Genomic DNA, 21936 nt, shown 5'->3' on the forward strand with positions numbered 1-21936 from the left:
GGCTACGCCGGCCGAGCCTTGACCAGGGTGGGCACCCCACCGGAATGGGCGCGGCCGATGAACCGCTCGCGCAGCGTCGTCTCGGTGTACTCGGTGCGGAACACACCACGGGCCTGCAGCAGCGGCACCACCTCGTCGACGAAGATCTCCAGACCGTCCGGAAATACGTCGGGCATCAGGTTGAATCCGTCGGCCGCCCCGGCCAAGAACCATCGCTCGATGGTGTCGGCCACCTCGACCGGAGTGCCGACCACCACCCGGTGACCGGCCCCGCTGAACTCTCGCACCGCCTCCCCCAGCGTGAGTTCTCGACTCTCGATCAACCGCACCACTGATTCCCGGAAGCCCAGGGAGGCACCGAATTTCGCCGGATCGGCCACCTCACCGAGCAGATGCGCCGGCACCGGGCCGTCCAGCGGATAGTCCGACAGGTCCTCACCGAGCACTTGGGACAGCCGGTCGAGATCGTGCCCGGGCGGAAGCAGCGCGTTCTGCTCGGCGAACCGGCGCTCGGCCTCGGCCCGGGTGCTGCCGATGGTAGTGATCAGCCCGGGCAGGATCTTGACGTCGTTGCGCACACGGCCGTAAGCCACCGCGACATCCTTGACGTAGCGGTAGTGTTCGATGCCGGCGCCCAGGTCGAGTTCGGCGCTGAACACCGCATCGGCGACGCGGCCGGCCAGTTCGCGGCCCTGCGGGGAGCCGCCGGCCTGCACCAACAGCGGATATCCCTGCGGCGACGGTCCCTGCGGTAGGGCACCGACCACCGTGAAAGCCTCACCGTGGTGGTCGATTCCGCGTCCACCGGGGTCGGCGGCATCGCGCCACAGCGCGCGCACCACATCGACGAATTCCGCGGCGCGACGGTAGCGGACGTGCCGGTCCGGATAGTCGGCCACCCCGAAATTTCCCCCGGCCCCAACCGAATAGGTGGTGACGATGTTCCAGGCCAGCCGGCCACCGGAGAGCTGGTCGAGGGTGAGCAGGCGGTGCGCCAACTCGACCGGGTCGTTGAAGGTGGACGACAACGTCGCGATCAGGCCGAGGTGCTCGGTTTCGGCGGCCACCGAGGCCAGGATGACGCTCGGCTCGAGTGCCTGCGACGGACGCAGCGCCGGATGCTCGCGCAACGCCGGGCCGTCGGCCAGAAACAGCGCGTCGAGCTTTCCGCGCTCGGCGATCTCGGCCATCCGCACGTAATAGCCCGGATCGGCGAAGGACGTCGGGGGCTCACTGGTGCGCCGCCAGGCACCGGTGTGGATACCGAGGTTGAGCACATTGACGTTCAGGATCAACCGGTTTGGTTGTGTCACAGTCGTCCTCCGGGGTTGGGTACGGTGTCGAACACCGTCGGATTGCCGCTTAGGTCGGGTCTTTCGGGCAAGGCAACGCCGAGCCGCTCCCGCAGCGTGCCGGCTGCGGGATCCCCCGGCAGTCCTTTTTCGCGCGCTGCGGGCAGCACATGCTCCAGCACGTGGTCGAGCTCAGCCGGGGCAAGTCGCAGCAGGATCCCGGCCACCGAGGGCCACCCGGAAGACCCGGCGAGCACCGCCTCGACCCGGTCAGGTGATCTCAACCGGATCACGACGCCGACGCCCGTCGGGATCGGATCGCCATCTTCGACGATCAACAGATCGGCGCCACCGCCGTCCGCGTGGGGTCCGGCCTGCCGCCACACCGGCAGGTCGCCCTGCACCGAGCCGGGCACATTGAGCGGACCGGTGATCTGATACCGGTTGCGCACGTTGGCCCGCCGGATCCTGGTCACATCGGCGAACACACCTGAGTCCAGGTCTCCCACGACGGAATCCAATGGCCACGTCCGCCACAGTGCGCGCACCGCGGCGATCGCATCGGAGGTGTGGTCGGCATCCAGATCGGTGCCCGTCCAGGTGTCGGTGGCGGCGTTCAAGGCGATGCTGTGGTCGAAATCCAGGGCCAGCCAACCGACCCGACCTCGGGCGGCGTGATCCGCCGAAACCAGCCTGCGGGCAAGGTTGTACGGATGGTCGCGGTGTGGAGCGGCGGCGATCACCAGACCGAGCCGGGTGCTGTGCCGCGCGGCGATGGTGGCCAACAGGGACGGCTCCAAGCTCACGCTGGCGACTTCGTTGACCTCTCCCCGGCCGGCGCCGATCACCCAGTAGGAGACTCGGGCGTCCTCCAGCCGAGCGGCCAGCCGTCCCACAGCGGCGGCCTTGCCACCGTCGTCGGCGAGACCGTCACCGATGACCTCCACCCCGACCGAAAACGTTGACCCCATGCGATCCACGGTGGTTCCACGATCCGGGCCGGGCAACAATTGCGATCACCGCAACTCCAATTGCGCTGAGGATTAAGCACAGCTGAACGTTGGACTTAAAGTTCCTAAAGGTGCGAATGATTGCCGCTGCCGCGGCGCCACTCTAGCGTTCGCCCAGTGTTGAACTTCACCCTGCGGCGCGTCGGGCAATCGATCATTGTGATCGTATTGGCATACACCGCGGTGTTTTTCGTGCTCAACGTGTTGCCGGGCGATCCGATCGAACAACAGATCTCCAACCCGGAGAACCCGATCTCCGATCAGGACGCTCAGGTGTTACGCGACTACTACCGGCTCAGCGATCCGGCGATCGTGCAGTTCGGCGTCTCGGTGCAGCGGTTGTTCACCGGCGACCTCGGATATTCGCTCAACAGTGGGCAATCCGTCGCCCGGTTGATGGCCCATGCACTGCCCTCCACACTGGCGCTGGCCGGCGTCGCGTTCCTGATCGCAGCAGTGCTCGGCTTCGCCATCGCGCTGGCCGCGGTGTTCGCGCCGTGGTCCGCGGTGCGTGAAGTCGCGCGGGTGCTGCCGCCGGCTTTTCTGTCCATCCCGGTGTTCGTCACCGGACTGGTGGCGCTGCAATGGTTGTCGTTCGACCTGGGCTGGGTTTCGGCGGTGCGCGACGAGGGCTTGCGATCGACGGTGCTGGCTGCGCTGCCACTGGCCCTGCCGGTCGCCGCGCCCATTGCACAGGTTCTGATCCAGGGCCTGAGCAACGCCGCGGCCCAACCCTATGTGGAAGTGTTGCGCGCCAAAGGACTTGACGACAGCCGGATCATCTTCGGGCATCTGGTGAAGAACGGGTCCATTCCGACGGTGACGATCGTGGCTATCACGGTCGGCGAGCTGCTGGCCGGTTCGGTGATCACCGAGACCATCTTCAACCGCACCGGCATCGGGTATCTCACCGAGACCGCCGTCCGCAATCAGGACACCCCGATCATCCAGGCGGTGGTCATCACGGTGTCGGTGACGTTCGTCGTCGTCAATCTGCTGGTGGACGTGATCTACCCGCTGATCGATCCGAGGATCGCGAGATCGGCGGTGCCGGCATGATCGTCACCGATACGGCGTCCACGGTGGCCGTAACCCGGCCGGCCCGCCGGATCTCCGTGCGAGCCTGGGACATCCCGCCGGTGTTGTTGCTGCTGGCGGTGGCAGCGATGATCGTCGCACCCGGGGTCATCGCACCCTACGACCCGCTGCAGGAGAACCCCGGGCTGCCGTTGGCCGGCCCCAGCCTGTCGCATCCGTTCGGTACCGATTACATCGGCCGCGATCTGCTCAGCCGAGTGGTCGCCGGCACTGCGGCCACCATCGCCGGATCGTTCATCGCCGTGGTGATCGGCCTGCTGGTCGGCACCTTCCTGGGCCTGCTGGCCGCCTACTTCGGTCGGATCACCGACAGCGTCATCGGCCGGATCATCGATGTGCTGCTGTCGATTCCGACACTGCTGCTGTCGATCACCATCATCGTGGCCCTGGGTTTCGGCACCGTGAACGCGGCCATCGCGGTGGGCATCTCCTCCATCGCGGTGTTCGCCCGGCTGGCCCGCTCCGAGGTCCTGGCCGTGCGCAACCTTCCGTTCGTCGAGGCCAGCGCCCATCTGGGGGCCGGGCATCTCACCCTGTTGTTCCGGCACGTGCTACCGAACTCCTACTCCTCGGTGCTGTCCCTGGCGGCACTGCAGTTCGGTGCCGCGATCCTGGCGATCGCCTCGCTGAGCTTCCTGGGTTACGGGGCACAGCCACCGGAACCCGAATGGGGACTGCTCATCTCGGAGGGCCGCAACTACATCAACTCCGCTCCCGGGCTGGTGTTCTTCCCGGCACTGGCCATCGTGTTGACCGTGATGAGCCTGTCGCGGCTTGCCCACATCATTCGAGAAAAGGTCGGTTGAAATGAATTCTCCTGCACTACTGTCGCTTTCCGGGCTGACCATCGAGTACGCCAACCGAGGCGAGGTGGTCCGTGACGTCTCGTTCGACGTCGGCGCCGGTGAGGTGGTGGCCCTGGTCGGCCAGTCCGGGTCGGGAAAATCCACGATTGCCCGTGCCGTGCAAGGCCTGTTGCCCGCCAACGGCCGGATCACCACCGGAGACATCCGCGTCGAGGATCGCGTCGTCACGGCGCTGTCACAACGCCGGTGGCGAGAACTTCGCGGCAGCACCGTCGGTTTCGTCCCCCAGGACCCACTCGGGTCCCTGGATCCGCTCAAACCGGTCGGCCACCAGATCGCCGAAGTATTGCGGGTACACCGGATCGCCGATCGCCCCGAGGCCCGCCGACGGGCCGTGGAACTGCTCGACCACGTCGGGATCGCCGACGCCGGACGCCGGGCGGGCGATTACCCGCACCAGCTCTCCGGTGGTCAACTGCAGCGGGTGCTGATCGCGATCGCCATCGCCGGTCAGCCCCGGCTGCTGATCGCCGACGAGCCCACCTCCGCCCTGGATGTCACCGTGCAGCGCCGCATCCTGCAATTGATCGACCAGTTACGCATCGAACACCGGCTCGGCGTCTTGTTCATCACTCACGACCTGGCGCTGGCCGAACAGCACAGCGACACCGTGGTGGTGCTGAGCGACGGCCGGGTACGCGAATCCGGGCCCACCGCAGGCGTGCTCACCAGTCCCGCACATGACTACACCCGGGCGCTGATCGCCGCGGCACCCGCGCTGTCGCCGGACAAGTACGCCGACCGGCCGATCGCGACCGCCTCGGCCCCGCCGATCCTGCGGGTACAGCGGCTGGTGAAACGCTACGGGAAGCACCGGGCCCTGGATGACGTCACGTTCGACGTCCGGACCGGTTCGATCCACGCCCTGGTCGGGGAATCCGGTTCCGGAAAGACCACCGTGGCCCGGGTGCTCGCCGGGCTCACCGACTTCGACGCCGGCGAGGTGCAGGTGGACGGGTCCGTGCGGGCCGCACACACCCCGTTTCCCGCCGGCCGGCAGCGTCAGCAGGCAGGGACGTTGCAGTTGGTACACCAGAACCCGCTGGCCGCCCTTGATCCCAGGTTCACCATCGGTGAGGCGATCGCCGAACCGTTGCGCATCAGCCGGATCGGGTCGCGGGCGCAGCGGCGCCGGGAGGTGGCCGAGGCACTGGACCGGGTCGGGCTGCCGGCTGCGCTGGCCGGCCGCAAACCGAACGAGATCTCCGGCGGCCAACGGCAGCGGGCCGGATTGGCCCGCGCCTTGGTGCTCCACCCACCGGTTTTGGTGCTCGACGAGCCGACGTCGGCACTGGACGTTCATGTGCAGGCACAGGTGGTCGACCTGTTGATCGAGCTGCAGCAGGAACTGGCGTTGACCTACCTGTTCATCTCCCACGACCTGAGTCTGATCCGGCAGATCGCCGACCAGGTCAGCGTGCTCGAGCGCGGCCGCTTGGTGGAAAGCGGTTCTCCAGCTGACGTTTTCACCGCGCCGGCGGAGGATTACACCCGTCGGTTGCTCGATGCCGTCCCCGGCACCCCGGCCCGGGCCGCATGAGTATTCGGCGGGTCCTGGCCGCGGGGTTGCTGGTCGTCGCCGCGGTGAGCGCATGCGGCAGCGTCGACGATGCTCCGGCGCGACCGGCCGGCGCTCGCGGTGGGGACCTGACATATCTGGATGCCGAGGCGCCGGCTTCGCTGCAGATCCAGGTCAGCTACTGGCAGAACAGCCTGTTGAAAGACCAGATGCTGGACCGCCTGATCTACCAGGACCCCAAGACCTTCGAGTTCGTGCCGTGGATCGCCGAGAAGTGGACGGTCGATCCGTCCAAGCGGGTGTACGAGTTCACCATCCGCGAGGACGTGTCCTACAGCAACGGGCAACCGCTGGACGCGGAGTCCGTGCGCCGCAACCTGGAATGGGAAGCCAAGGGAGACAAAGACAAAGGCATCACCCGCAACACCTACTTCCCCGAGGTCGACTCGATCACGGCCGACCCCGCGCGCCGGACGGTCCGGGTCACCCTGCGCAAGCCGTATGCGCCGTTCATCGCGGTGCTGTCGCTGAACACCTCGGGTCTGGTCGCCGACGCCACGATCGACGCCACCAAGGAGCAACAGTCCGTCGTCACCAACCTCATCGGGTCCGGGCCGTTCGTCGCCACCTCGGAGATCCCGGACAAGCAGATCGTGCTGTCCAAACGCCGGGGCTACAACTGGGCGCCGGCGACCGCGCCGCACCAGGGTGAGGCATACCTGGACACGATCACCGTCATCCCGGTCACCGAGGACAGCGTCCGGGTCGGCGCGCTGCGTGCCGGTCAGGCCGACGCCATCCGCTACTCACAACCGCCCGACGAACGCCTGTTGGCCCGGGAGGGCTTCGACGTCCGCGGGCTGCGTACCCCCGGGCTGGCCAACACCCTCGATGTCCGGCAGAGCGCGCCGTTCATGCGGGACATCAACGTGCGCAAGGCGATCGGCTTCGGCATCGACCGCAATGAAATCCTGTACACCCTCTACACCGACAACTGGAAGCCGGCCCAGAACATCGTCACGAAGAACTTTCCCGGCTACACCGACCGCAGCGACGCCGTCCGCTACGACCCGGACGAAGCGGTACGGCGGCTGGAAGCCTCCGGGTGGACCCACGTCGACGCCGACGGTTACCGGGTCAAAGACGGGCACGAGTTGGCCGTGAAGATCTATGTGGACGTCTACGACCACACCGCCAAACCGATGTACGAACTGATCCAGCGCCAACTGCGGCGCATCGGCATCCGGCTGGTGATCCGCCAGACCGACTTCGCCAACTACCCCACCGCCAGCATCGAGGACTCGGTTGGCCTGCGGCGCAACGGCTGGCCCACCGCCGACCCGGTGCGGCTCTGGCAGAACTACGACAGCAAAGGCGGTGACCTGTACGCCCTCGACGGCGCGGACCCGACCATCGACCGGTTGCTGCACGCCCAGATCGAAGCCACCGATCCGGCGCAGCGGCTGAAAGTGCTGCAGGAATACAACAATTACGTCATCGACAACGCGTACTCAATTCCGCTGCTCGAAGACACCCAGATTTTCGCCGTCGCCCCTCGGGTGCGGGGATTTGCCAACGCGGCCAACTCGGTGCCCTGGTTCTACGACACCTGGATCGACGAGTCACCGACCGCAATCACCGGAAAGGATTGACCCACATGACCACCGACTCGGTGCTGACGGCTGTGCCCGTTCCTCGCGGACCACAGCTCCAGGATGTGCTTGACGAGATTGCCGCCGACTATCGGCGCCGCCTCGACGAGGGTGGACACGAACCGCCCGCGCTGGGATTGCAGCTGGTACGGGAGCACCGGCTGGGCGCGGTCCGACTGCCCGGTGACCTCGGCGGTGGCGACTACACCGTGCCGGAATTCTTCGGGCTGCTGATCAGCCTGGCGCAGGCGGACCCGGACCTGACCCACATCCTGCGCGTGCACTACGCGACCGTCGAAGAGCTACAACGTGTCCCGGGCAGCCCGGCCAAGGATCGATGGCTGTCGGTGGTGGCCGAGGGCCGACTGATCGGTGGAGTGAGTTCTGAGCTCAGCACCGCCCGCGTCGGTGGCCAGACTTACGACACCAAATTGGTGCGCACGACCGATGGGCTGCGCCTGACCGGCCGAAAGTTCTACAGCACCGGAGCCCAGTTCTCCGATTACGTGCGCGCGACGGCCGAGGACGAAAGCGGTTCCCCGGTGGCCGCGGTGGTCCCGGCCGACCGGGCCGGGATCACCCATGCCGACGACTGGGATGGTATCGGACAGCGCCACACCGGCAGTGGTACCACGATATTCGACAATGTGGCGGTGCACGACGACGAGGTGCTGCGGCTCGGCATCCGGGTCGGCGTGGACCGGGCGCGCGGGGCGTTGGTGCAGCTGTATCTGCACGCGATCGCCGCGGGGATTCTGCGCACGCTGACCGCCGAGGCCGCCGCGCTGGTCCGCGACCGCCGGCGTACCTACACCTTCGCCACCGCCGACGCTCCGGCGTCAGATCCGCAACTGCTCGAGATCGTCGGCGAGATCGACGCCGTCGCCTACACCGCCGAGGCGCTGGTGTTGCGGGCGGCAACCGAATTGGCCCCGGCGCTCGACACCGCCCGGATCAGCGGCATCGACGCCGAGCTGGAAGACCGCGGCGCGGTGGCCGCCGCACGGGTCAAGGTGGCGATCGAGCAGCCTGCCCTGCGGGCCGCGTCGCGCATCTTCGACGCCGGCGGTGCGTCCTCGATCCGCGCCTCCGCGCAGCTGGACCGGCATTGGCGCAATCTGCGGACCCTGTTCTCCCATAACCCGACGGTCTACAAGGCGCGGGTGCTCGGGGATCTCGCGGTCAACGGCGCGGCGCTGCCCGATTCCGGGTTCTTCTGAGCAGCTTTCCGCCCAACGTGAAGAGGATGGCGAGGTTTTTCGAAAATCTCGCCATCCTCTTCACATTCGGCTGGTCTCATCAGCGCGACGGCAAGCCGAGGCGTTCCAGTTGCTCGCGCAGCTTGTGCCGCCCGGACAGCGAATGCGGGCCGGCCAGCCGACTCAGCACGCGCTCACTCCACGTGCCGGACAAGCCGTAGCGGTTGTTGTAGACCGCGATCCGTTCGTCGTACCCGGGCACATGCGAGTCGGCGGTATGCGCGTCGTACCGCTCGCGGTGCAGCACCGCGGCTTGCGGTAGCCGCGGTTTGATCCCGGCGTTCTCCGTCGGGTCCGGGTAGCCCACCGCCAGACCGAACGTCGCCACCGCGTGCGGCGGCAATTCCAACTCGGTTGCCACCTCCTCGGGGTGATTGCGGATCGCTCCGACGAAAACGGTTCCCAGGCCCAGTGATTCGGCCGCAATCACGGCGTTCTGGGCGGCAAGTGCGGTGTCCACGAACCCGATGATCGTCGATTCCAGATAGTCGGCGCCGTCGAGTCCGGCGCCCGACCGCTGTGCCAGCCGCCGGGCCCGGCCGAGGTCGGCCACCCAGACCAGGAACAGTGGGGCCTCGTTGATGAACTGCTGGTTGTTCGCCATCGCTGCCAGCCGGGACTTGCGCTGCGGATCACGAACCGCGATCACACTCCACGGCTGCAGATTCGACGAGGTGGCCGCCGACTGGGCAGCGGCCACCAAGGCCGAAAGGTGTTCATCGGTCACAGGTTGATCGGCGAACTTCCGCACTGACCGGTGTGCCAGTTGCAGCGCCAACGTGTCGTTGTGTACGGCCAGCGCCGCGTCGATGTCGCCGTAGCGGGCGATGACGGTCATGACGCGGCCGTCGCCGGAGCCTCGACTCCGAGATGCTCGGGACGGATGGACCGGTGTCCCCCGACCTGGTCGGCGATGACCTCCAACTGATCCAGATGTTCCGCACCGAGATCCACGGTGAGCGCACCGAGGTTCTCCCGTAGGTAGTCGACGTGTCGCGTCCCCGGGATCGGCACCACGTCCGGCCCACGCGAGAGCACCCATGCCAGAGCTACCTGACTCGGTTGCGCGCCGATCTGAGTTGCGATCTCGGCGACGGTATCGGCTAGGGCCCGGTTGTGGTCGAACACGTCGGCGCCGAAACGCGGATGACGGCTCTGCACCCCCTTGACGTCCTCGGTGCTGCGCACGCGGCCGGTCAGCCACCCGCGGCCCAAGGGCGAGTACGGCACGATGCCGATGCCGAGTTCGCGGGCGACCGGCACGGTATCGGCCTCGATGTCCCGGGTGAACAACGACCACTCGTTCTGGATCGCGGCGATGGGGTGTACCGCGTGCGCACGGCGCAGCGTCTGCGGACCGGGTTCGGACAGCCCGATATGGCGAACCTTGCCCGCCTCGACCAGTTCGGCCAGCGCACCGACGGTGTCCTCGATGGGCACCTCCGGGTCGACGCGATGCTGGTAGTACAGGTCGATGTGGTCCACCCCGAGGCGGCGCAACGAGCCCTCGATCGCGGTGCGGACGTACTCGGGTCTGCCGTCCAGCGCCCGGGCATCGGGGTTGGTGTCGCGATCCAGCGCATTGCCAAATTTCGTGGCGATGGTCAGCGAATCCCGCCGGCCCCGGATCGCCTTACCGAGCAGAATCTCACTGAACTCCGGGCCGTATACGTCGGCGGTGTCGAACAGCGTGACGCCCAGGTCGACAGCCTCGGCGACCAGTTCGGTGGCCTGCTTCTCGTCCTCGGGCCCGGCTCCGGTGCGAAAGCTCATGAACCCCAGTCCGATTGCCGAAACCTCCGGTCCGTCGGCGCCCAACCGGCGCTGCTCGATGCGCGTCGGTGGCTCTGTCATATGTGCCTGCTTTCTCTTGTCTTCGAGCTCGGTCAGGATCCGTAGAACGGCTCACCCGAGACCGACTCGGACACACGGCCGTCCACGCCCCTGGGCACATCGCCTTCGAGCGTGACGCGGTAGAGCACCCGGTCGTAGTCGAGGTGACCGGTGTCAGGGATCGCCAGATGTGCGGTGGCCCGGTTGTCCCAGAACGCGATGCTGCCCGGCGCCCAGCGGAACCGCACGGTGTATTCGGTACGAGTGGCCTCGTCCCACAACAGCTTCAGGATCGCCTCACTCTGCGTCGGTGAGTAGCCCCGGATCTCCCGGGCACCGCGGGTGAACCCGGGGCTGACGAACAGGGCGCGCTCCCCCGTGACGGGATGCACCCGAACCGCAGGGTGATAACTCACCAGGTTGGCCTCCCGCACCTTACGATCGCGCTGGCTGCCGGCCACCGCCCGGGCATTGAACTGATGCCTGATGTCGAGCCTGTCGGCGAAGTCACGCAAATCCTTGGGCAGATTCTCATATGCCGCAACGAGATTGGTCCACGCCGTGTCACCGCCGTAGGGCGGCAGGATGTGCGCCCGCAGGATCGACGCCGCCGGCGGGTTCACCAGCGCGGTGACGTCGGTGTGCCAACTGCTGTCATACGAGGTGCGCTTACGGCCCAGGTGCCGTTCGTAGCGCCGGCTGTCGATCGGCAGGATTTCCGGGAAACCCTCTGGAGGCTCCTCCTCGTGCGGATGCGCCGGGGTCACCTTGCCGAACCGCCGCGCGAACGCGACCTGTTCGGCATGTCCGATTTCCTGATCGCGGAAGAAGATCACCTTGTAGGTGTGTAGCGCAGTCCGGATCTCCTCGACGACGCCGGCTTCCAAATCGTCGCGCAGATCGACACCGTGGATCTCGGCGCCGATGTAGCCGGCCACCGGCACGATGTCCAGCCCGGTGTCGGTGAGTCTGCTGCTTTCCCTGGTCTTTTCGCGTACGTCGGTCATCTGCTTACTCCTTGTCTCGTGACGGCTGAGCGAGTCCTCTCGCACCGGCCAGAGTCGATGCCGCCCGGGGCACGAACAACAGTCTTCGACTACCGGATCCCTTCAGCTCGGCTTAATCTCACGTGAAGCCCGGATGACACCGGAATTACAATTGCGATGATTTCTGTCGCACCGAAGCCTGAAAGACCTGCTCACCGTCATTGGGGTGGCTACCGCGGCGTATCTTGAGCTGCGCGCGACCGGCACTTCTGTCATTCTGACGACCGTGAATCCGACGGACTTCACCACTGGGCTCAACGCCGATGCCGCATGCGTCGATGGCTTGCTCGCCCGGCACCGCGCCGGCGGTGCGTGATGCAGGACCTTCGTCGGATGATGCTGCTGGCAGACCTTGCTGACCTCGGCTCGGTCAGTGCCGTGGCATCGCACCGCCATATCACGAGTTCTGCGGTATCCCAACAGCTTCGCGTGCTGGAAGAGGAAGCGGGCGCAGTCTTGTTCCGTCGGGACGGGCGCACGCTCGGGCTGACCCGCAGCGGCCAGGTACTCGCCGAGCACGTGCGCCGGATTTTGATCGCCGTCGACGAGGCCATGACCGCAGTGGCGCAAACCCGTGACCGAGTGGCCGGGCAGGTCGCCATCGCCACGTTCAACATGGGCATTCCGACGCTCGCGGTTCCGCTGATGCAACGGCTCAACAGCGACACACCGGATCTCCGAGTGCAGGTTCAGCAGGATACGAGCACCGGCGCAGTGCGGCTGCTGCGTCAGGGCGAGGTCGACGTCGCCATCACCTGCCGGTACGACTTCCTCGGCCCGGAGCCCACGGGCGGGTTGGCCACCACGCCGTTGTTGTTCGAGCCGCTCGTGCTGCTGGCCCCCACCGACGCGCATTTGCGAATCCAAAAGCATGGCCTGTGCGCACTGGCCGACGGTTTCTGGGTCACCGGCCCACCGAATTCCGGGTTGGAGCTGGCCGCGCTCCGGGCATGTGAGCGCGCCGGTTTCGTCCCTCAGGTGAAGCACCGGCTGATCGGGGCGCAGAACCTGTGCGAGCTGGCGGCCACCGAGGTCGCGTCGGCCATCGTGCCGCGGCTCTCGGTGCCCGCCCACCTGGAAAGCCTGCTTGTCCCGGGCCTCGATCTCGGCGGCCGCGCCATCAGTGCCGTCGTCCGCGCCGGCCGACAGCGCGATCCGAACATCGACCTCGTCCTGCGCACGTTGCGGGCGATCGCAGACCAAGCACTACCGACACCGCCCGCTGAACCACTCGGCGTCGCATCGTGAGGTACCACCGTCGTCCTGCGCACACCGAAGAATCGAGGCAACCTGCGATGGCGAGAACTTTGACCCGCCCGTTCGTGGTGTACGGCGTCGGGGCGATCGGTGGGGTGATCGCCGGCCAGCTGCGGTTGGCCGGATACGACGTGACGGCTGTGGCCCGCGGTGCACACCTCAACGCGATCCGCACCTGTGGGCTCACCCTGGTGACGCAGGCCGGCACCGACGTCGTCGACCTGCCGGCCGCTGCCGACGCCGGTGAGGTCGACTGGTCCACACGTCCGGTGGTGATATTGGCGGTCAAGAGCCACCAAACCGCCGCGGCACTCGACGATCTCAGTGCCCACGCCCCGGCCGACACACCGGTGTTCGTCGCTCAGAACGGCGTCGCCAACGAAGCAGCCGCATTGCGCAGGTTCGCCAATGTCTACGGCGTCACGGTGATGCTGCCGGCGGCTCACCTCGATCCCGGCGTGGTCATCCAGCAGAGCCACCCGGTGGCGGGCATCCTCGATCTCGGCCGCTACCCCACGGGCCGGGATGCACTGGCCGAACAGATCTGCAGCGCCCTACGAGTGGCCCGGTTCGAATCACAGGTCCGTGACGACGTCATGGCGTGGAAATACCGCAAGCTGATCGCCAACCTCGGCAACGGGGTGATCGCGGCCTACCGGCCGGGGCCTCAGGCCGACACACTGATCGCCCGGGCCCGCGAAGAAGCCGAACGCGTGCTCACCGCTGCCGGCATTTCCTTCGTCACCGCGGAACAGGACGCGCAGCGGCGCGGGGATCTCTTGCAGGGCCGGGTCCACGACGACTACTTCAGTTCCACGTGGCAGAGCGTGGCCCGGGGGCACACTCAGGTGGAAACCGACTGGTTCAACGGCGAAATCGTGTTGCAGGCCCGCCTGCACGGGCAGAGCGCTCCGGTCAACGAGTTGATCCAGCGGGTCACCGCCGAACACGCGCGGGTGGGCCGCCCGGTACGTTCACTCGACGCCGCCGCCGCGCTGAAGAAGCTGGGGCCCGAACCCGATGCGCAGTTTCGACACGACATCGTGGTGACCACAAGCGCTTAGCGGCGGACCCACGGATCACCTCGTGGGGAAGAATCGTGTTCGCCATGACTGATCACGATGACTCGTCCGCCACCAACCGGTGGCCGCACATCTTGCGGCTCATCGTCTTCGTGGCGTTCCTGTTCGGCTTGTTCTACCTGGTGGCCGTCGCCCGCGTCATCGATATCGACGACGTTCGTGGCGCGGTGGCCGCCGCCGGTCCGGCCGCACCACTCGTCTACGTCGTGGTCTCGGCGGGGCTGGGCGCGCTGTTCGTGCCCGGTCCGATCCTCGCTGCCGGCAGCGGCGTCTTGTTCGGACCCGTCCTGGGCACCTTCGTGACGCTGGGCGCGACCGTGGGTACCGCCGTGGTCGCGAGCCTGATCGGCCGACGTGCGGGACGCGACAGCGCCCGGGCCCTGCTCGGAACCCGACGGGCCGACCGGCTCGACAGCCAAATCGCCCGGGGCGGCCTGTGGGCCGTGGTCGGACAGCGCTTCGTCCCCGGCGTATCCGATGCGCTCGCGTCCTACGCCTTCGGCGCGTTCGGGGTTCCGTTGTGGCAAATGGCCGCCGGGGCGTTCATCGGATCGGTGCCGCGCGCGTTCGTCTACACCGCACTGGGCGCGTCGATCGGCGACCTGTCCGCGCCGTTGGCCTACACCGCGATCGGCGTCTGGTGCGTCACAGCCATCATCGGGGCATTCGCCGCGCACCGCGGATACCGCTCGTGGCGCCGCCATCACTCCGGGGCCGATCCGGCCCCGGAGCAGACGTAGCCGCTAGCGGCCGAAGCCGGCGTTGCGTAGCGCCTCGGCCATCGAGCCCATCGGCTGGTTCGAGTCCCGGCGCCCGGAATTCTTGCCGCGGTTCTGGTTCTGGTTCTGGCCGCGCCGGTCACCGCCGCGGCCCTGGTTGCCGCCGTCACGACGGTTCTGACCGCCCTGGCCGGGCCGCTTGCCCGCCTCACGCTGCGGAGTGTCGTTGAGCCGCAACGTGAGTCCGATGCGCTGGCGCTCCACGTCGACGTCGACGACCTTGACCTTGACCACCTGACCCGACTTCACCACCTCGTGCGGGTCGGAGACGAACCGGTCGGCCATCGCCGAGACGTGGACCAGGCCGTCCTGGTGCACGCCCACGTCGACGAAGGCACCGAAGGCCGCCACATTGGTCACCACGCCCTCCAGCACCATGCCCGGCTTGAGGTCGGCCACCTTTTCCACGCCGGCGGCGAACGTGGCGGTGGAGAACGCCGGGCGCGGGTCACGGCCGGGCTTCTCCAGTTCGGCCAGGATGTCGGTGACCGTCGGCACCCCGAACCGTTCGTCGGCGAAGTCAGCAGGCTTGAGCCCGCGCAGGGTGCGCTCGTCACCGATCAGCTCGGCCAGGGTGACGCTCGAGCGGTCCAGGATCCGGCGGACCACCGGGTAGGCCTCCGGGTGCACCCCCGAGGCATCCAGCGGGTCCTCCCCGTCACGGATCCGCAAGAAGCCGGCGCATTGCTCGAAGGCCTTGGGCCCCAGGCGCGGAACATCCAGCAGCGCCTTGCGGCTGCGGAAGGCGCCGGCGCTCTCCCGGTACGCCACGATCGCCTCGGCCAGGGATTCGGTGACACCCGACACCCGGGCCAGCAGCGGCACCGAGGCGGTGTTGAGATCCACCCCGACCGCGTTCACCGCGTCTTCGACCACCGCGTTGAGGCTGCGGGCCAGCGAGCCAGGTGTGACGTCGTGTTGGTACTGACCGACACCGATCGATTTCGGGTCGATCTTCACCAGCTCGGCCAGCGGATCCTGCAGCCGCCGGGCGATGGACACGGCGCCGCGCAATGTGACGTCCAGGCTGGGCAGCTCGCGGGCCGCGTATTCCGACGCCGAGTACACCGAGGCGCCGGCCTCGCTGACCATGGCCTTCACCGGCGCTTTCGCTCCGGCCGCACGGATATCGGCGATCAGCTCACTGGCCAGCGCGTCGGTCTCCCGTGAGGCGGTGCCGTTGCCCACGGCGATCAACTCGACGTTGTGCCGGGCGATCAGGGCCGCCAGCGTGGCCTTGGACTGGTCCCACTGCTTCTGCGGCTGATGCGGGAAGATCGCGCAGGTGTCGACGACCTTGCCGGTGGCGTCCACCACGGCGACCTTGACCCCGGTGCGGAAGCCCGGGTCCAGTCCGAGGGTGGCCCGGGTGCCGGCCGGCGCGGCCAGCAGCAGGTCTTTGAGGTTGCGGGCGAACACCGCGACCGCCTCTTCCTCGGCGCGCTGACGCAGCCGGATCCGCGCATCCACGGCGGCCGAGATCATCAGCTTGGCGCGCCACGCCAGCCGCACCGTGGTGGCCAGCCACGGGGCGGCCGGAGTCTTGGCGGTCATGTCGATGCCGAGCGCCTGAGCGATCATCGCCTGGTACTGCTCATCCTCGCCGCCGTCGAAGTTCAGTGACAGCGCCTGCTCTTTCTCACCGCGCAACACGGCCAGCACTCGGTGCGACGGCATGTTCTCCAACGGTTCGGAGAACTCGAAGTAGTCACGGAATTTCTGTGCCGCAGGGCTTTTCGCAGCCTCCTCCGACCACGGTCCGGTACACAGGGAGCCGTCGGCCCAGAATTTCTCACGGGTGGCACCCACCAGCTCGGCGTCCTCGGAGGCCCGCTCGATGATGATGTGGCGGGCGCCCTCCAGGGCCGCGGCCGCGTCGGCAACATCGTCGTTGAGGAACTCGCCGGCCACCTCGTCAGGCACCAGGGACGGGTCGGCCAGCAGCCGGTCGGCCAGTGGCTCCAGCCCGGCTTCCTTGGCGATCTGGGCCTTGGTGCGCCGCTTGGGCTTGTAGGGCAGGTAGATGTCTTCCACCCGGGCCTTGGTGTCGGCCGCCATCAGGGCGGCGCGGAGTTCGTCGGTGAGCTTGCCCTGCTCCTCGATCGAAGCCAGCACGGCCTCACGGCGCTGGTCGAGCTCACGCAGGTAGCCGAGCCGCTCCTCCAGGGTGCGCAGCTGACCGTCGTCGAGGCTGCCGGTGACCTCCTTGCGGTAGCGGGCGATGAACGGGACCGTGGCGCCCTCGTCCAGCAGCGCCACCGTGGCGGCGACCTGCCGCTCGCTCACGGCGAGTTCCTCGGCCAGACGGGCGGTTACGGACTTGATGGTTCCCACGGTCACGCTCTGAGTCACGTCGGAGGACCCTACCGAATCGAACCGACAACACCCGGGCACGGGGAACTGTGTGTCCGGCCACGAAAAAACGGCCCCGGATTTCTCCGAAGCCGTGGGTGGTGATGGTGGTCCCGGCTGGGTTCGAACCAGCGACCTTCCGCGTGTGAGGCGGACGCTCTCCCACTGAGCTACGAGACCGTGGGAACGACGTCGAACACTAGCACGCGTTTCCGGTCAGGCCCGAATCGGTATCCACCCGATCGACTTGTTTGATTTGCCAAATATGCACCACGATGCGGGCGTATGGTCACCCGTCATGGTTCACCTGCGCATTCGGCTGACTGCTGTCGGCGGCGCTGTTTTTGCTGCTAGCGCCCTATTTAGCGGCTGCGGCAGCGATCGGGTCACCGTGACAGATTCCGCTCCGGGCGTAACCCCGCGCATTGTCGGCGCGTCCGTCCTGACGAACCGGCAGGTCAACGAACCGACCAGCTTCAGCTCACCGTCGGGCAGCGTGCGGTGCCGCCTCGATGCCGAGCTGGCCCGGTGCGACGTCACCGACCGTAGCTGGGCCCCGCCGATGCGGCCGGCCAGCTGTGAGTTCGATTACGGCCGCGGCATCTCGGTGCGGCCGGGCCGGCCCGCCGCATTCGTCTGCGCCACCGACACCACGCCGCAGGCGAATACCCAACTGAGCGAGCGGGAGTCGATCACCGCCGGAACCCTGCGCTGCGAGAGCGCCGGAACCGGCATCAGATGTCGGGACATGAAATCTCGTCATGGTTTCGCCATCTCACGCCAGGGGTACCAACTGTTCTGAAACACCGTTTTAAGCCCCACTTCGCCCTCGCGTAATGGGGATTTGTGTCTGCGCGCGTCCGTGGACTAATGTTCTGCATCGCGACGGGCGACGATCTCGCTCGTGGCGCGCGGATGTAGCGCAGTTGGTAGCGCATCACCTTGCCAAGGTGAGGGTCGCGGGTTCGAATCCCGTCATCCGCTCGAAGGTGCGATCGTGGCATCAACCCCAGTGGTGGAGTGGCCGAGTGGTGAGGCAACGGCCTGCAAAGCCGTGCACACGGGTTCGATTCCCGTCTCCACCTCCAAGAAAGAGTTTCAACCCGCGCGATTAGCTCAGCGGGAGAGCGCTTCCCTGACACGGAAGAGGTCACTGGTTCAATCCCAGTATCGCGCACCACATTCTTTGCAGGTCAGAGGTACTAGTTAGAACTTCTCACCAGTTCGCATGCAACATCCATGCAACATCCATGCAACAGCGTTTCGGGTAGCCCTGAGATAAGGGAGACCGACGCATGTCCGATCACGCGACCACCGCCGAATGCAAGCAGTGCACAGCCCCAACCGATAGAGCCGATGGGCTCTGCGCCTTCTGCGCCGACTACACCCCGCCACTTCCGCCCATTCCCGCCGATGCCGTCGACATCGAGGATTGGCGCAATCTCAACGGTCGCGATGACGAGCAGTTGCCGCCGTTCCGCATGTTCACGGCGCGCAGTTGGACCGTCGAGGCCGCCCACGACACTGCAATGGGTTGGGAGCTGGGTACCGCCGACATCACCGCGACCATCCAGGGTGTGCAGTTCGGCCACGGCGGGGTCAAACGGTGGGTCACCATCGCCGGGAGTACCGACCTACTGCCCTCGGAAGCATTGCAGCACTTGGCCGATGCCCTACTGGCCGCTCGGGGTGAGATCGTTCGGATGAGCGCGGCTGACACCTTTGCGCCCGTGTTCTCCGATGTGGAGTCGGCCCGATGAAGGCGTTCACCGTCGCGCTGATCGCCAGCGCCGGGTTCATCACCTGGGGCCTGTACTTCTCCGACCGGGCCAGCGCCGGCCCGCTACCCATATGCCAGTACGAGGACGGCAACGCCGATGGGATGCCTTGCATGTGGACCGATCCCGACACCGGACGGCAGTTCTACATGACATCAGAGAACTACCGATGAGCGCCACCACGGCAGGGATCGCGCTGCCACGGTGCAAGGCGTGTGGCCGCGAGATGGAACTGAAGCTCAGCCCGCGCAACGGTCGGGTCATCGCATCGGGCAGATGCATCACTAGCTGGTGCGCGATGCGCCTCACGGGTTGGCGGACAAGGCGGTAGCCAATAACCACAAGAGACCCCGGCCATGGAGAGGTTGGCCGGGGTCTCGTCATGTCGGCGGGCGATCTCTGGGATACGCGACATGCTTGGCCGACAGGGTGAGAGCTTACCGAGGCTCGTCGGCTAGCAATGCGGCCATTTGTCAGTGGCATTCCGCATAATCACGAACATGTCTGTGCACATAAACGCCTTTGCCCCCACCGAGAGCGCGGTAATGGTCGGCGGTGCCGTCAACGCGACCCAGATCCCGTTTGTGTCGTTCCGTATGCCGCCACTGCAGGTTGACCAGGCGCATCAACTGTCCGCCCCGGTCCTACTGTGCATGTGGGCCGAGAACGGCACCGACCATGACCCGCATTTCTACGTGCAAGTCAGAGATCCCAGCGGGCAAACTCGCGGCAACGTCGAGTTGGCGTGGATTTGGGATGATGTGCCTGACGCGCCGTGCAAGTGGCGGGTGTTCGATCTGCAGGTGCCGTTTCTGGTCTTCGACCAGGGCGTCCACACCTTTGGGATATACGCCAATCCCGACGACTCCGCCGACCAAGCCCTAGCGTCGTACCCGTTCCCGATCACCTTCGATACGAGCCTTCCGCCCCTTCCCCCGGGGCAACTTCCGCCGGGAGCGGAGTACAAGTAGAAGCTGAATCCGCCTCGGCAGTAGTCACGTAACCGGGAATCCCAGACCCGCCGCCTTCGAGACGAATCGAGACCGTAGTTAGGTCGGCGTCAGGCGTGAAGGTCATCGCCGCAATCAACGTGTGCTCATCTCTTAGTTCACCACCGGGTCGTCCTCGGGCTCAAGTTCCGGATCGACCGTTACCCAGCCGAACGTCCCGTCGCCACGATCCACCTTTTTATCGACCAGCCGCGCCGGCTCGCGCAGCGGTGCATAGTCAGCGAGATCCTTCGCGGTGATCTTCGCGTTGACCTTGAGGAGTTGCCCCCACGGCCCAGTGCGTCCCTCAGCGTCGAGCGCAGACCAGGCGTCTCGCACGTTCTCAACTGCGCTCGCATCGACCACCAAGCCGAGAACCATTGACTTCGTCTTCGGGCTCCGAGATCCCGACGCTGCGGAATCCTTGCCCGCCGGGTGAGGCAGGCCGGCGTTGGCCGCTGCCGCCAGAAGTGGCAGTAGTAACGCGCTGAGTTCATCAGCAAGCTTGGCCGCGTCCTGCCAGCTTGCTTGCTTCTTCAAGTCGCCCAATGCGATGACGTCCTCGGCGACCGTCTCCGGGTCGATCGCTATCGCAGCCTTAGCAAACGCCGTGGCGGTTTCGTTGAAGCGCTTCTGCACGGTCTGATAGGTGGCAGTAGCGACTTCCCGCACGATACGACCCTGCGCCTCGGCCACTCCATTGGAGACGATCTCGTTGAGTCGGTGAGCGTCCCCGCCCCACTCGGCGAGCGCACCCGCTCTGAGGGCTTCTACGTCGCCCTGGCCCGTGACTACGGCATCAATCAGGCGTGTGGTGACCGGCGTACCTAGGACGGTGAATCTCGCCAAGCGCTCGGCGATGTTCGCGTGTTCCTCGGGCGGCTCGAAACCGGCTCTCTGCAGGATTGCCGTCCGCGCGCCTTCACGCTGCCAACTGGGGGCATCAATCTTCTTCAAATCAATCATTGTTGTTCATTCCCTTTACTTCTGGGGTCCGTACCACTGGTATGCAGCGTTCTGGGCTGACAACATTTCGGCCAGCATTTCGTTGTTCGTCTTCCCCGACCTCACGAGCGCGTCCATCTGCGCGTCGGTTAGCTGGGGCTGATTCCCTGCAGTGGGGATGACATTTCCTTTACCCGGCTCGGGTTCAGGTTCTTCGACGGGTTCTTGCTCGCTGGGTGTGGCGACCGGAAAGAACTCCGCCCACTTCTGGGCAACACGTTCAACCTGTTCTCTAGACATGGCTTTCCTCAATACTTTTCAGGGCGCAGCGAGGACACTTGTCACCGCGCCAGGGTGTCCCGGCGATCGCCGGGGGGACATCATTCGGACAGTCGGTGCACTTCTTCGGGTTGCCCACCACGCGATAGAACGGGACGCCGGCCTGGCCGGTGTAGTGCCCACAGTCGAAGATCCACGTGGCGCCGACCAGTGCGGCCGGGGCATCACAGCGAGGACATCGGTGATCGGTGGAGCGCATCCCGTAGCGCTTTCCATCGAGATCGGTGCATAAGCTCCACTGCTTGGCCATCTCGTCGTAATCGCCGTGATCACAACTGCAATCCAGATGCCATTCGGCGTCAGCATCGCGGTAGGCGACGACCTCGGGATGATTCGGGCATGCGAACGGGGGGTGGTCGATGCTTTCGCCGTAGAACGCGCGCTGACACAGAAAGCAGCCCAGCCAGCCGTTTTCCTTCTTGAACGGCACCATGTGCGGGCAGAACCGCGGCCCCCGCGTGGCCGGTTTCTTCGTCTTGCGGGCCATCAGTACGCCCGATCCCAGCGAGAGTGCGCCGCCCGCTGATGCTGGGGAGACTTTGCCCGCCCCTCGGTGAGCGACACTCTGTAGATGAGATCGGTGATCGACTTCTCTAGTGCGCGAAGCTCACCGGACACCTTCACCAACAACGCCGGATCAGTCTCAGGGTTAGCCGCGAGGGCTTCCCAACAGGCGGATAGATGCTCGGCACGGTCAGCGGCATCGGCGGCACGGTCGAGGGTGGCGGATTCCTGTTGGGTCCATTCCAACTGATAGCCGATGTCCTCACCGGCCATTGCGAGCTGTTCGTCCAGCCGTTGACGCAGACGTTCACCCGCCGTTTTCGGTCGTCTAGACAC

22 protein-coding genes and 4 tRNA genes are annotated in these 21936 nt (G+C 66.4%); 16 read left to right on the forward strand and 10 right to left on the reverse strand.

What is annotated here, in order from left to right:
* Positions 1–2: 2 nt before the first annotated feature.
* Together A5699_RS14430 and A5699_RS14435 are read right to left on the reverse strand one after the other, a co-directional pair.
* Entirely contained in the window at positions 3–1277 is a 1275-nt protein-coding gene (locus A5699_RS14430; protein ID WP_067770471.1) for an NtaA/DmoA family FMN-dependent monooxygenase, read from the reverse strand.
* Positions 1278–1309: 32 nt separating this feature from the next.
* Positions 1310–2263, reverse strand: a complete 954-nt coding sequence (locus tag A5699_RS14435) for an LLM class flavin-dependent oxidoreductase (RefSeq protein ID WP_067770364.1) — start codon at positions 2261–2263, stop codon at positions 1310–1312.
* Positions 2264–2419: 156 nt separating this feature from the next.
* On the opposite strand from A5699_RS14435, the gene A5699_RS14440 reads away from it, so the two are divergent.
* Genes A5699_RS14440 through A5699_RS14460 form a run of 5 tightly spaced genes read left to right on the forward strand, consistent with a single transcriptional unit; the run spans position 2420 to position 8657 of the window.
* Positions 2420–3361, forward strand: coding sequence for an ABC transporter permease (locus A5699_RS14440; protein WP_231965716.1), 942 nt, complete (start codon positions 2420–2422; stop codon positions 3359–3361).
* The gene (locus A5699_RS14445) at positions 3358–4206 is read left to right on the forward strand and encodes an ABC transporter permease (protein ID WP_067770366.1); all 849 of its coding nucleotides are present in this window, start codon (positions 3358–3360) and stop codon (positions 4204–4206) included. The genes A5699_RS14440 and A5699_RS14445 overlap by 4 nt, the downstream gene beginning before the upstream one ends.
* A 1-nt stretch (position 4207) precedes the next feature.
* Entirely contained in the window at positions 4208–5806 is a 1599-nt protein-coding gene (locus A5699_RS14450; RefSeq protein ID WP_067770368.1) for an ABC transporter ATP-binding protein, read from the forward strand.
* Positions 5803–7437 (forward strand): ABC transporter substrate-binding protein, encoded by a 1635-nt coding sequence (locus tag A5699_RS14455; RefSeq protein WP_067770370.1) that lies wholly within the window; start codon positions 5803–5805, stop codon positions 7435–7437. Before A5699_RS14450 ends, A5699_RS14455 begins: the two co-directional genes overlap by 4 nt.
* A 5-nt stretch (positions 7438–7442) precedes the next feature.
* On the forward strand, positions 7443–8657 hold the full coding sequence (locus tag A5699_RS14460; RefSeq protein ID WP_067770372.1) for an acyl-CoA dehydrogenase: 1215 nt from the start codon (positions 7443–7445) through the stop codon (positions 8655–8657).
* A gap of 79 nt (positions 8658–8736) precedes the next feature.
* Here the strand turns inward: A5699_RS14460 and A5699_RS14465 are convergent, their stop codons facing one another.
* Genes A5699_RS14465 through A5699_RS14475 form a run of 3 tightly spaced genes read right to left on the reverse strand, consistent with a single transcriptional unit; the run spans position 8737 to position 11536 of the window.
* Positions 8737–9534, reverse strand: a complete 798-nt coding sequence (locus A5699_RS14465; RefSeq protein WP_067770374.1) for an NADPH-dependent oxidoreductase — start codon at positions 9532–9534, stop codon at positions 8737–8739.
* Entirely contained in the window at positions 9531–10550 is a 1020-nt protein-coding gene (locus A5699_RS14470) for an aldo/keto reductase (RefSeq protein ID WP_067770376.1), read from the reverse strand. The genes A5699_RS14465 and A5699_RS14470 overlap by 4 nt, the downstream gene beginning before the upstream one ends.
* A gap of 32 nt (positions 10551–10582) precedes the next feature.
* Positions 10583–11536, reverse strand: a complete 954-nt coding sequence (locus tag A5699_RS14475) for a TauD/TfdA family dioxygenase (RefSeq protein ID WP_067770378.1) — start codon at positions 11534–11536, stop codon at positions 10583–10585.
* Between the two features lie 205 nt (positions 11537–11741).
* Between A5699_RS14475 and A5699_RS29165 the strand changes: the two genes are divergently transcribed.
* Genes A5699_RS29165 through A5699_RS14490 form a run of 4 tightly spaced genes read left to right on the forward strand, consistent with a single transcriptional unit; the run spans position 11742 to position 14654 of the window.
* Complete coding sequence (locus tag A5699_RS29165; protein WP_157561255.1) at positions 11742–11891, forward strand: hypothetical protein; 150 nt, start codon at positions 11742–11744, stop codon at positions 11889–11891.
* Between the two features lie 17 nt (positions 11892–11908).
* Positions 11909–12823 carry a LysR family transcriptional regulator gene (locus A5699_RS14480; protein ID WP_231965717.1) on the forward strand — a complete coding sequence of 305 codons (915 nt, stop codon included), beginning with the start codon at positions 11909–11911 and terminating at the stop codon, positions 12821–12823.
* Positions 12824–12870: 47 nt separating this feature from the next.
* Positions 12871–13896 carry a ketopantoate reductase family protein gene (locus tag A5699_RS14485; protein WP_067770380.1) on the forward strand — a complete coding sequence of 342 codons (1026 nt, stop codon included), beginning with the start codon at positions 12871–12873 and terminating at the stop codon, positions 13894–13896.
* 44 nt (positions 13897–13940) lie between these two features.
* Entirely contained in the window at positions 13941–14654 is a 714-nt protein-coding gene (locus tag A5699_RS14490; RefSeq protein ID WP_067770382.1) for a TVP38/TMEM64 family protein, read from the forward strand.
* Positions 14655–14657: 3 nt separating this feature from the next.
* Here the strand turns inward: A5699_RS14490 and A5699_RS14495 are convergent, their stop codons facing one another.
* On the reverse strand, positions 14658–17045 hold the full coding sequence (locus tag A5699_RS14495; protein ID WP_067770384.1) for a Tex family protein: 2388 nt from the start codon (positions 17043–17045) through the stop codon (positions 14658–14660).
* A 105-nt stretch (positions 17046–17150) separates the two neighbouring features.
* Positions 17151–17225: transfer RNA gene (locus A5699_RS14500), tRNA-Val, on the reverse strand.
* A gap of 118 nt (positions 17226–17343) precedes the next feature.
* On the opposite strand from A5699_RS14500, the gene A5699_RS14505 reads away from it, so the two are divergent.
* The 7 genes from A5699_RS14505 to A5699_RS14535 all read left to right on the forward strand — a co-directional run bounded on the left by A5699_RS14505 (position 17344) and on the right by A5699_RS14535 (position 19794).
* Complete coding sequence (locus A5699_RS14505) at positions 17344–17847, forward strand: hypothetical protein (protein ID WP_231965718.1); 504 nt, start codon at positions 17344–17346, stop codon at positions 17845–17847.
* Between the two features lie 109 nt (positions 17848–17956).
* A tRNA-Gly gene (locus A5699_RS14510) sits at positions 17957–18029 on the forward strand.
* A 30-nt stretch (positions 18030–18059) separates the two neighbouring features.
* Positions 18060–18133: transfer RNA gene (locus tag A5699_RS14515), tRNA-Cys, on the forward strand.
* A 17-nt stretch (positions 18134–18150) separates the two neighbouring features.
* Positions 18151–18225, forward strand: a tRNA-Val gene (locus A5699_RS14520).
* A 115-nt stretch (positions 18226–18340) separates the two neighbouring features.
* Entirely contained in the window at positions 18341–18805 is a 465-nt protein-coding gene (locus A5699_RS14525; protein WP_067770386.1) for a hypothetical protein, read from the forward strand.
* Positions 18802–18996 carry a hypothetical protein gene (locus tag A5699_RS14530; RefSeq protein ID WP_067770388.1) on the forward strand — a complete coding sequence of 65 codons (195 nt, stop codon included), beginning with the start codon at positions 18802–18804 and terminating at the stop codon, positions 18994–18996. Before A5699_RS14525 ends, A5699_RS14530 begins: the two co-directional genes overlap by 4 nt.
* Before the next feature lie 327 nt (positions 18997–19323).
* A complete protein-coding gene (locus tag A5699_RS14535; protein ID WP_157561256.1) occupies positions 19324–19794 on the forward strand; it encodes a hypothetical protein in 471 nt (156 codons plus the stop codon).
* A 132-nt stretch (positions 19795–19926) separates the two neighbouring features.
* Here A5699_RS14535 and A5699_RS14540 read toward each other — a convergent pair whose 3' ends face one another.
* From A5699_RS14540 to A5699_RS14555, 3 genes are all read right to left on the reverse strand, one after another.
* On the reverse strand, positions 19927–20778 hold the full coding sequence (locus tag A5699_RS14540; RefSeq protein WP_067770392.1) for a hypothetical protein: 852 nt from the start codon (positions 20776–20778) through the stop codon (positions 19927–19929).
* Positions 20779–21049: 271 nt separating this feature from the next.
* Entirely contained in the window at positions 21050–21583 is a 534-nt protein-coding gene (locus A5699_RS14550; protein WP_067770397.1) for a hypothetical protein, read from the reverse strand.
* Entirely contained in the window at positions 21583–21936 is a 354-nt protein-coding gene (locus A5699_RS14555; RefSeq protein ID WP_231965719.1) for a hypothetical protein, read from the reverse strand. Before A5699_RS14555 ends, A5699_RS14550 begins: the two co-directional genes overlap by 1 nt.

Source organism: Mycobacterium sp. E802 (genome assembly GCF_001666875.1).
Lineage (GTDB): Bacteria > Actinomycetota > Actinomycetes > Mycobacteriales > Mycobacteriaceae > Mycobacterium.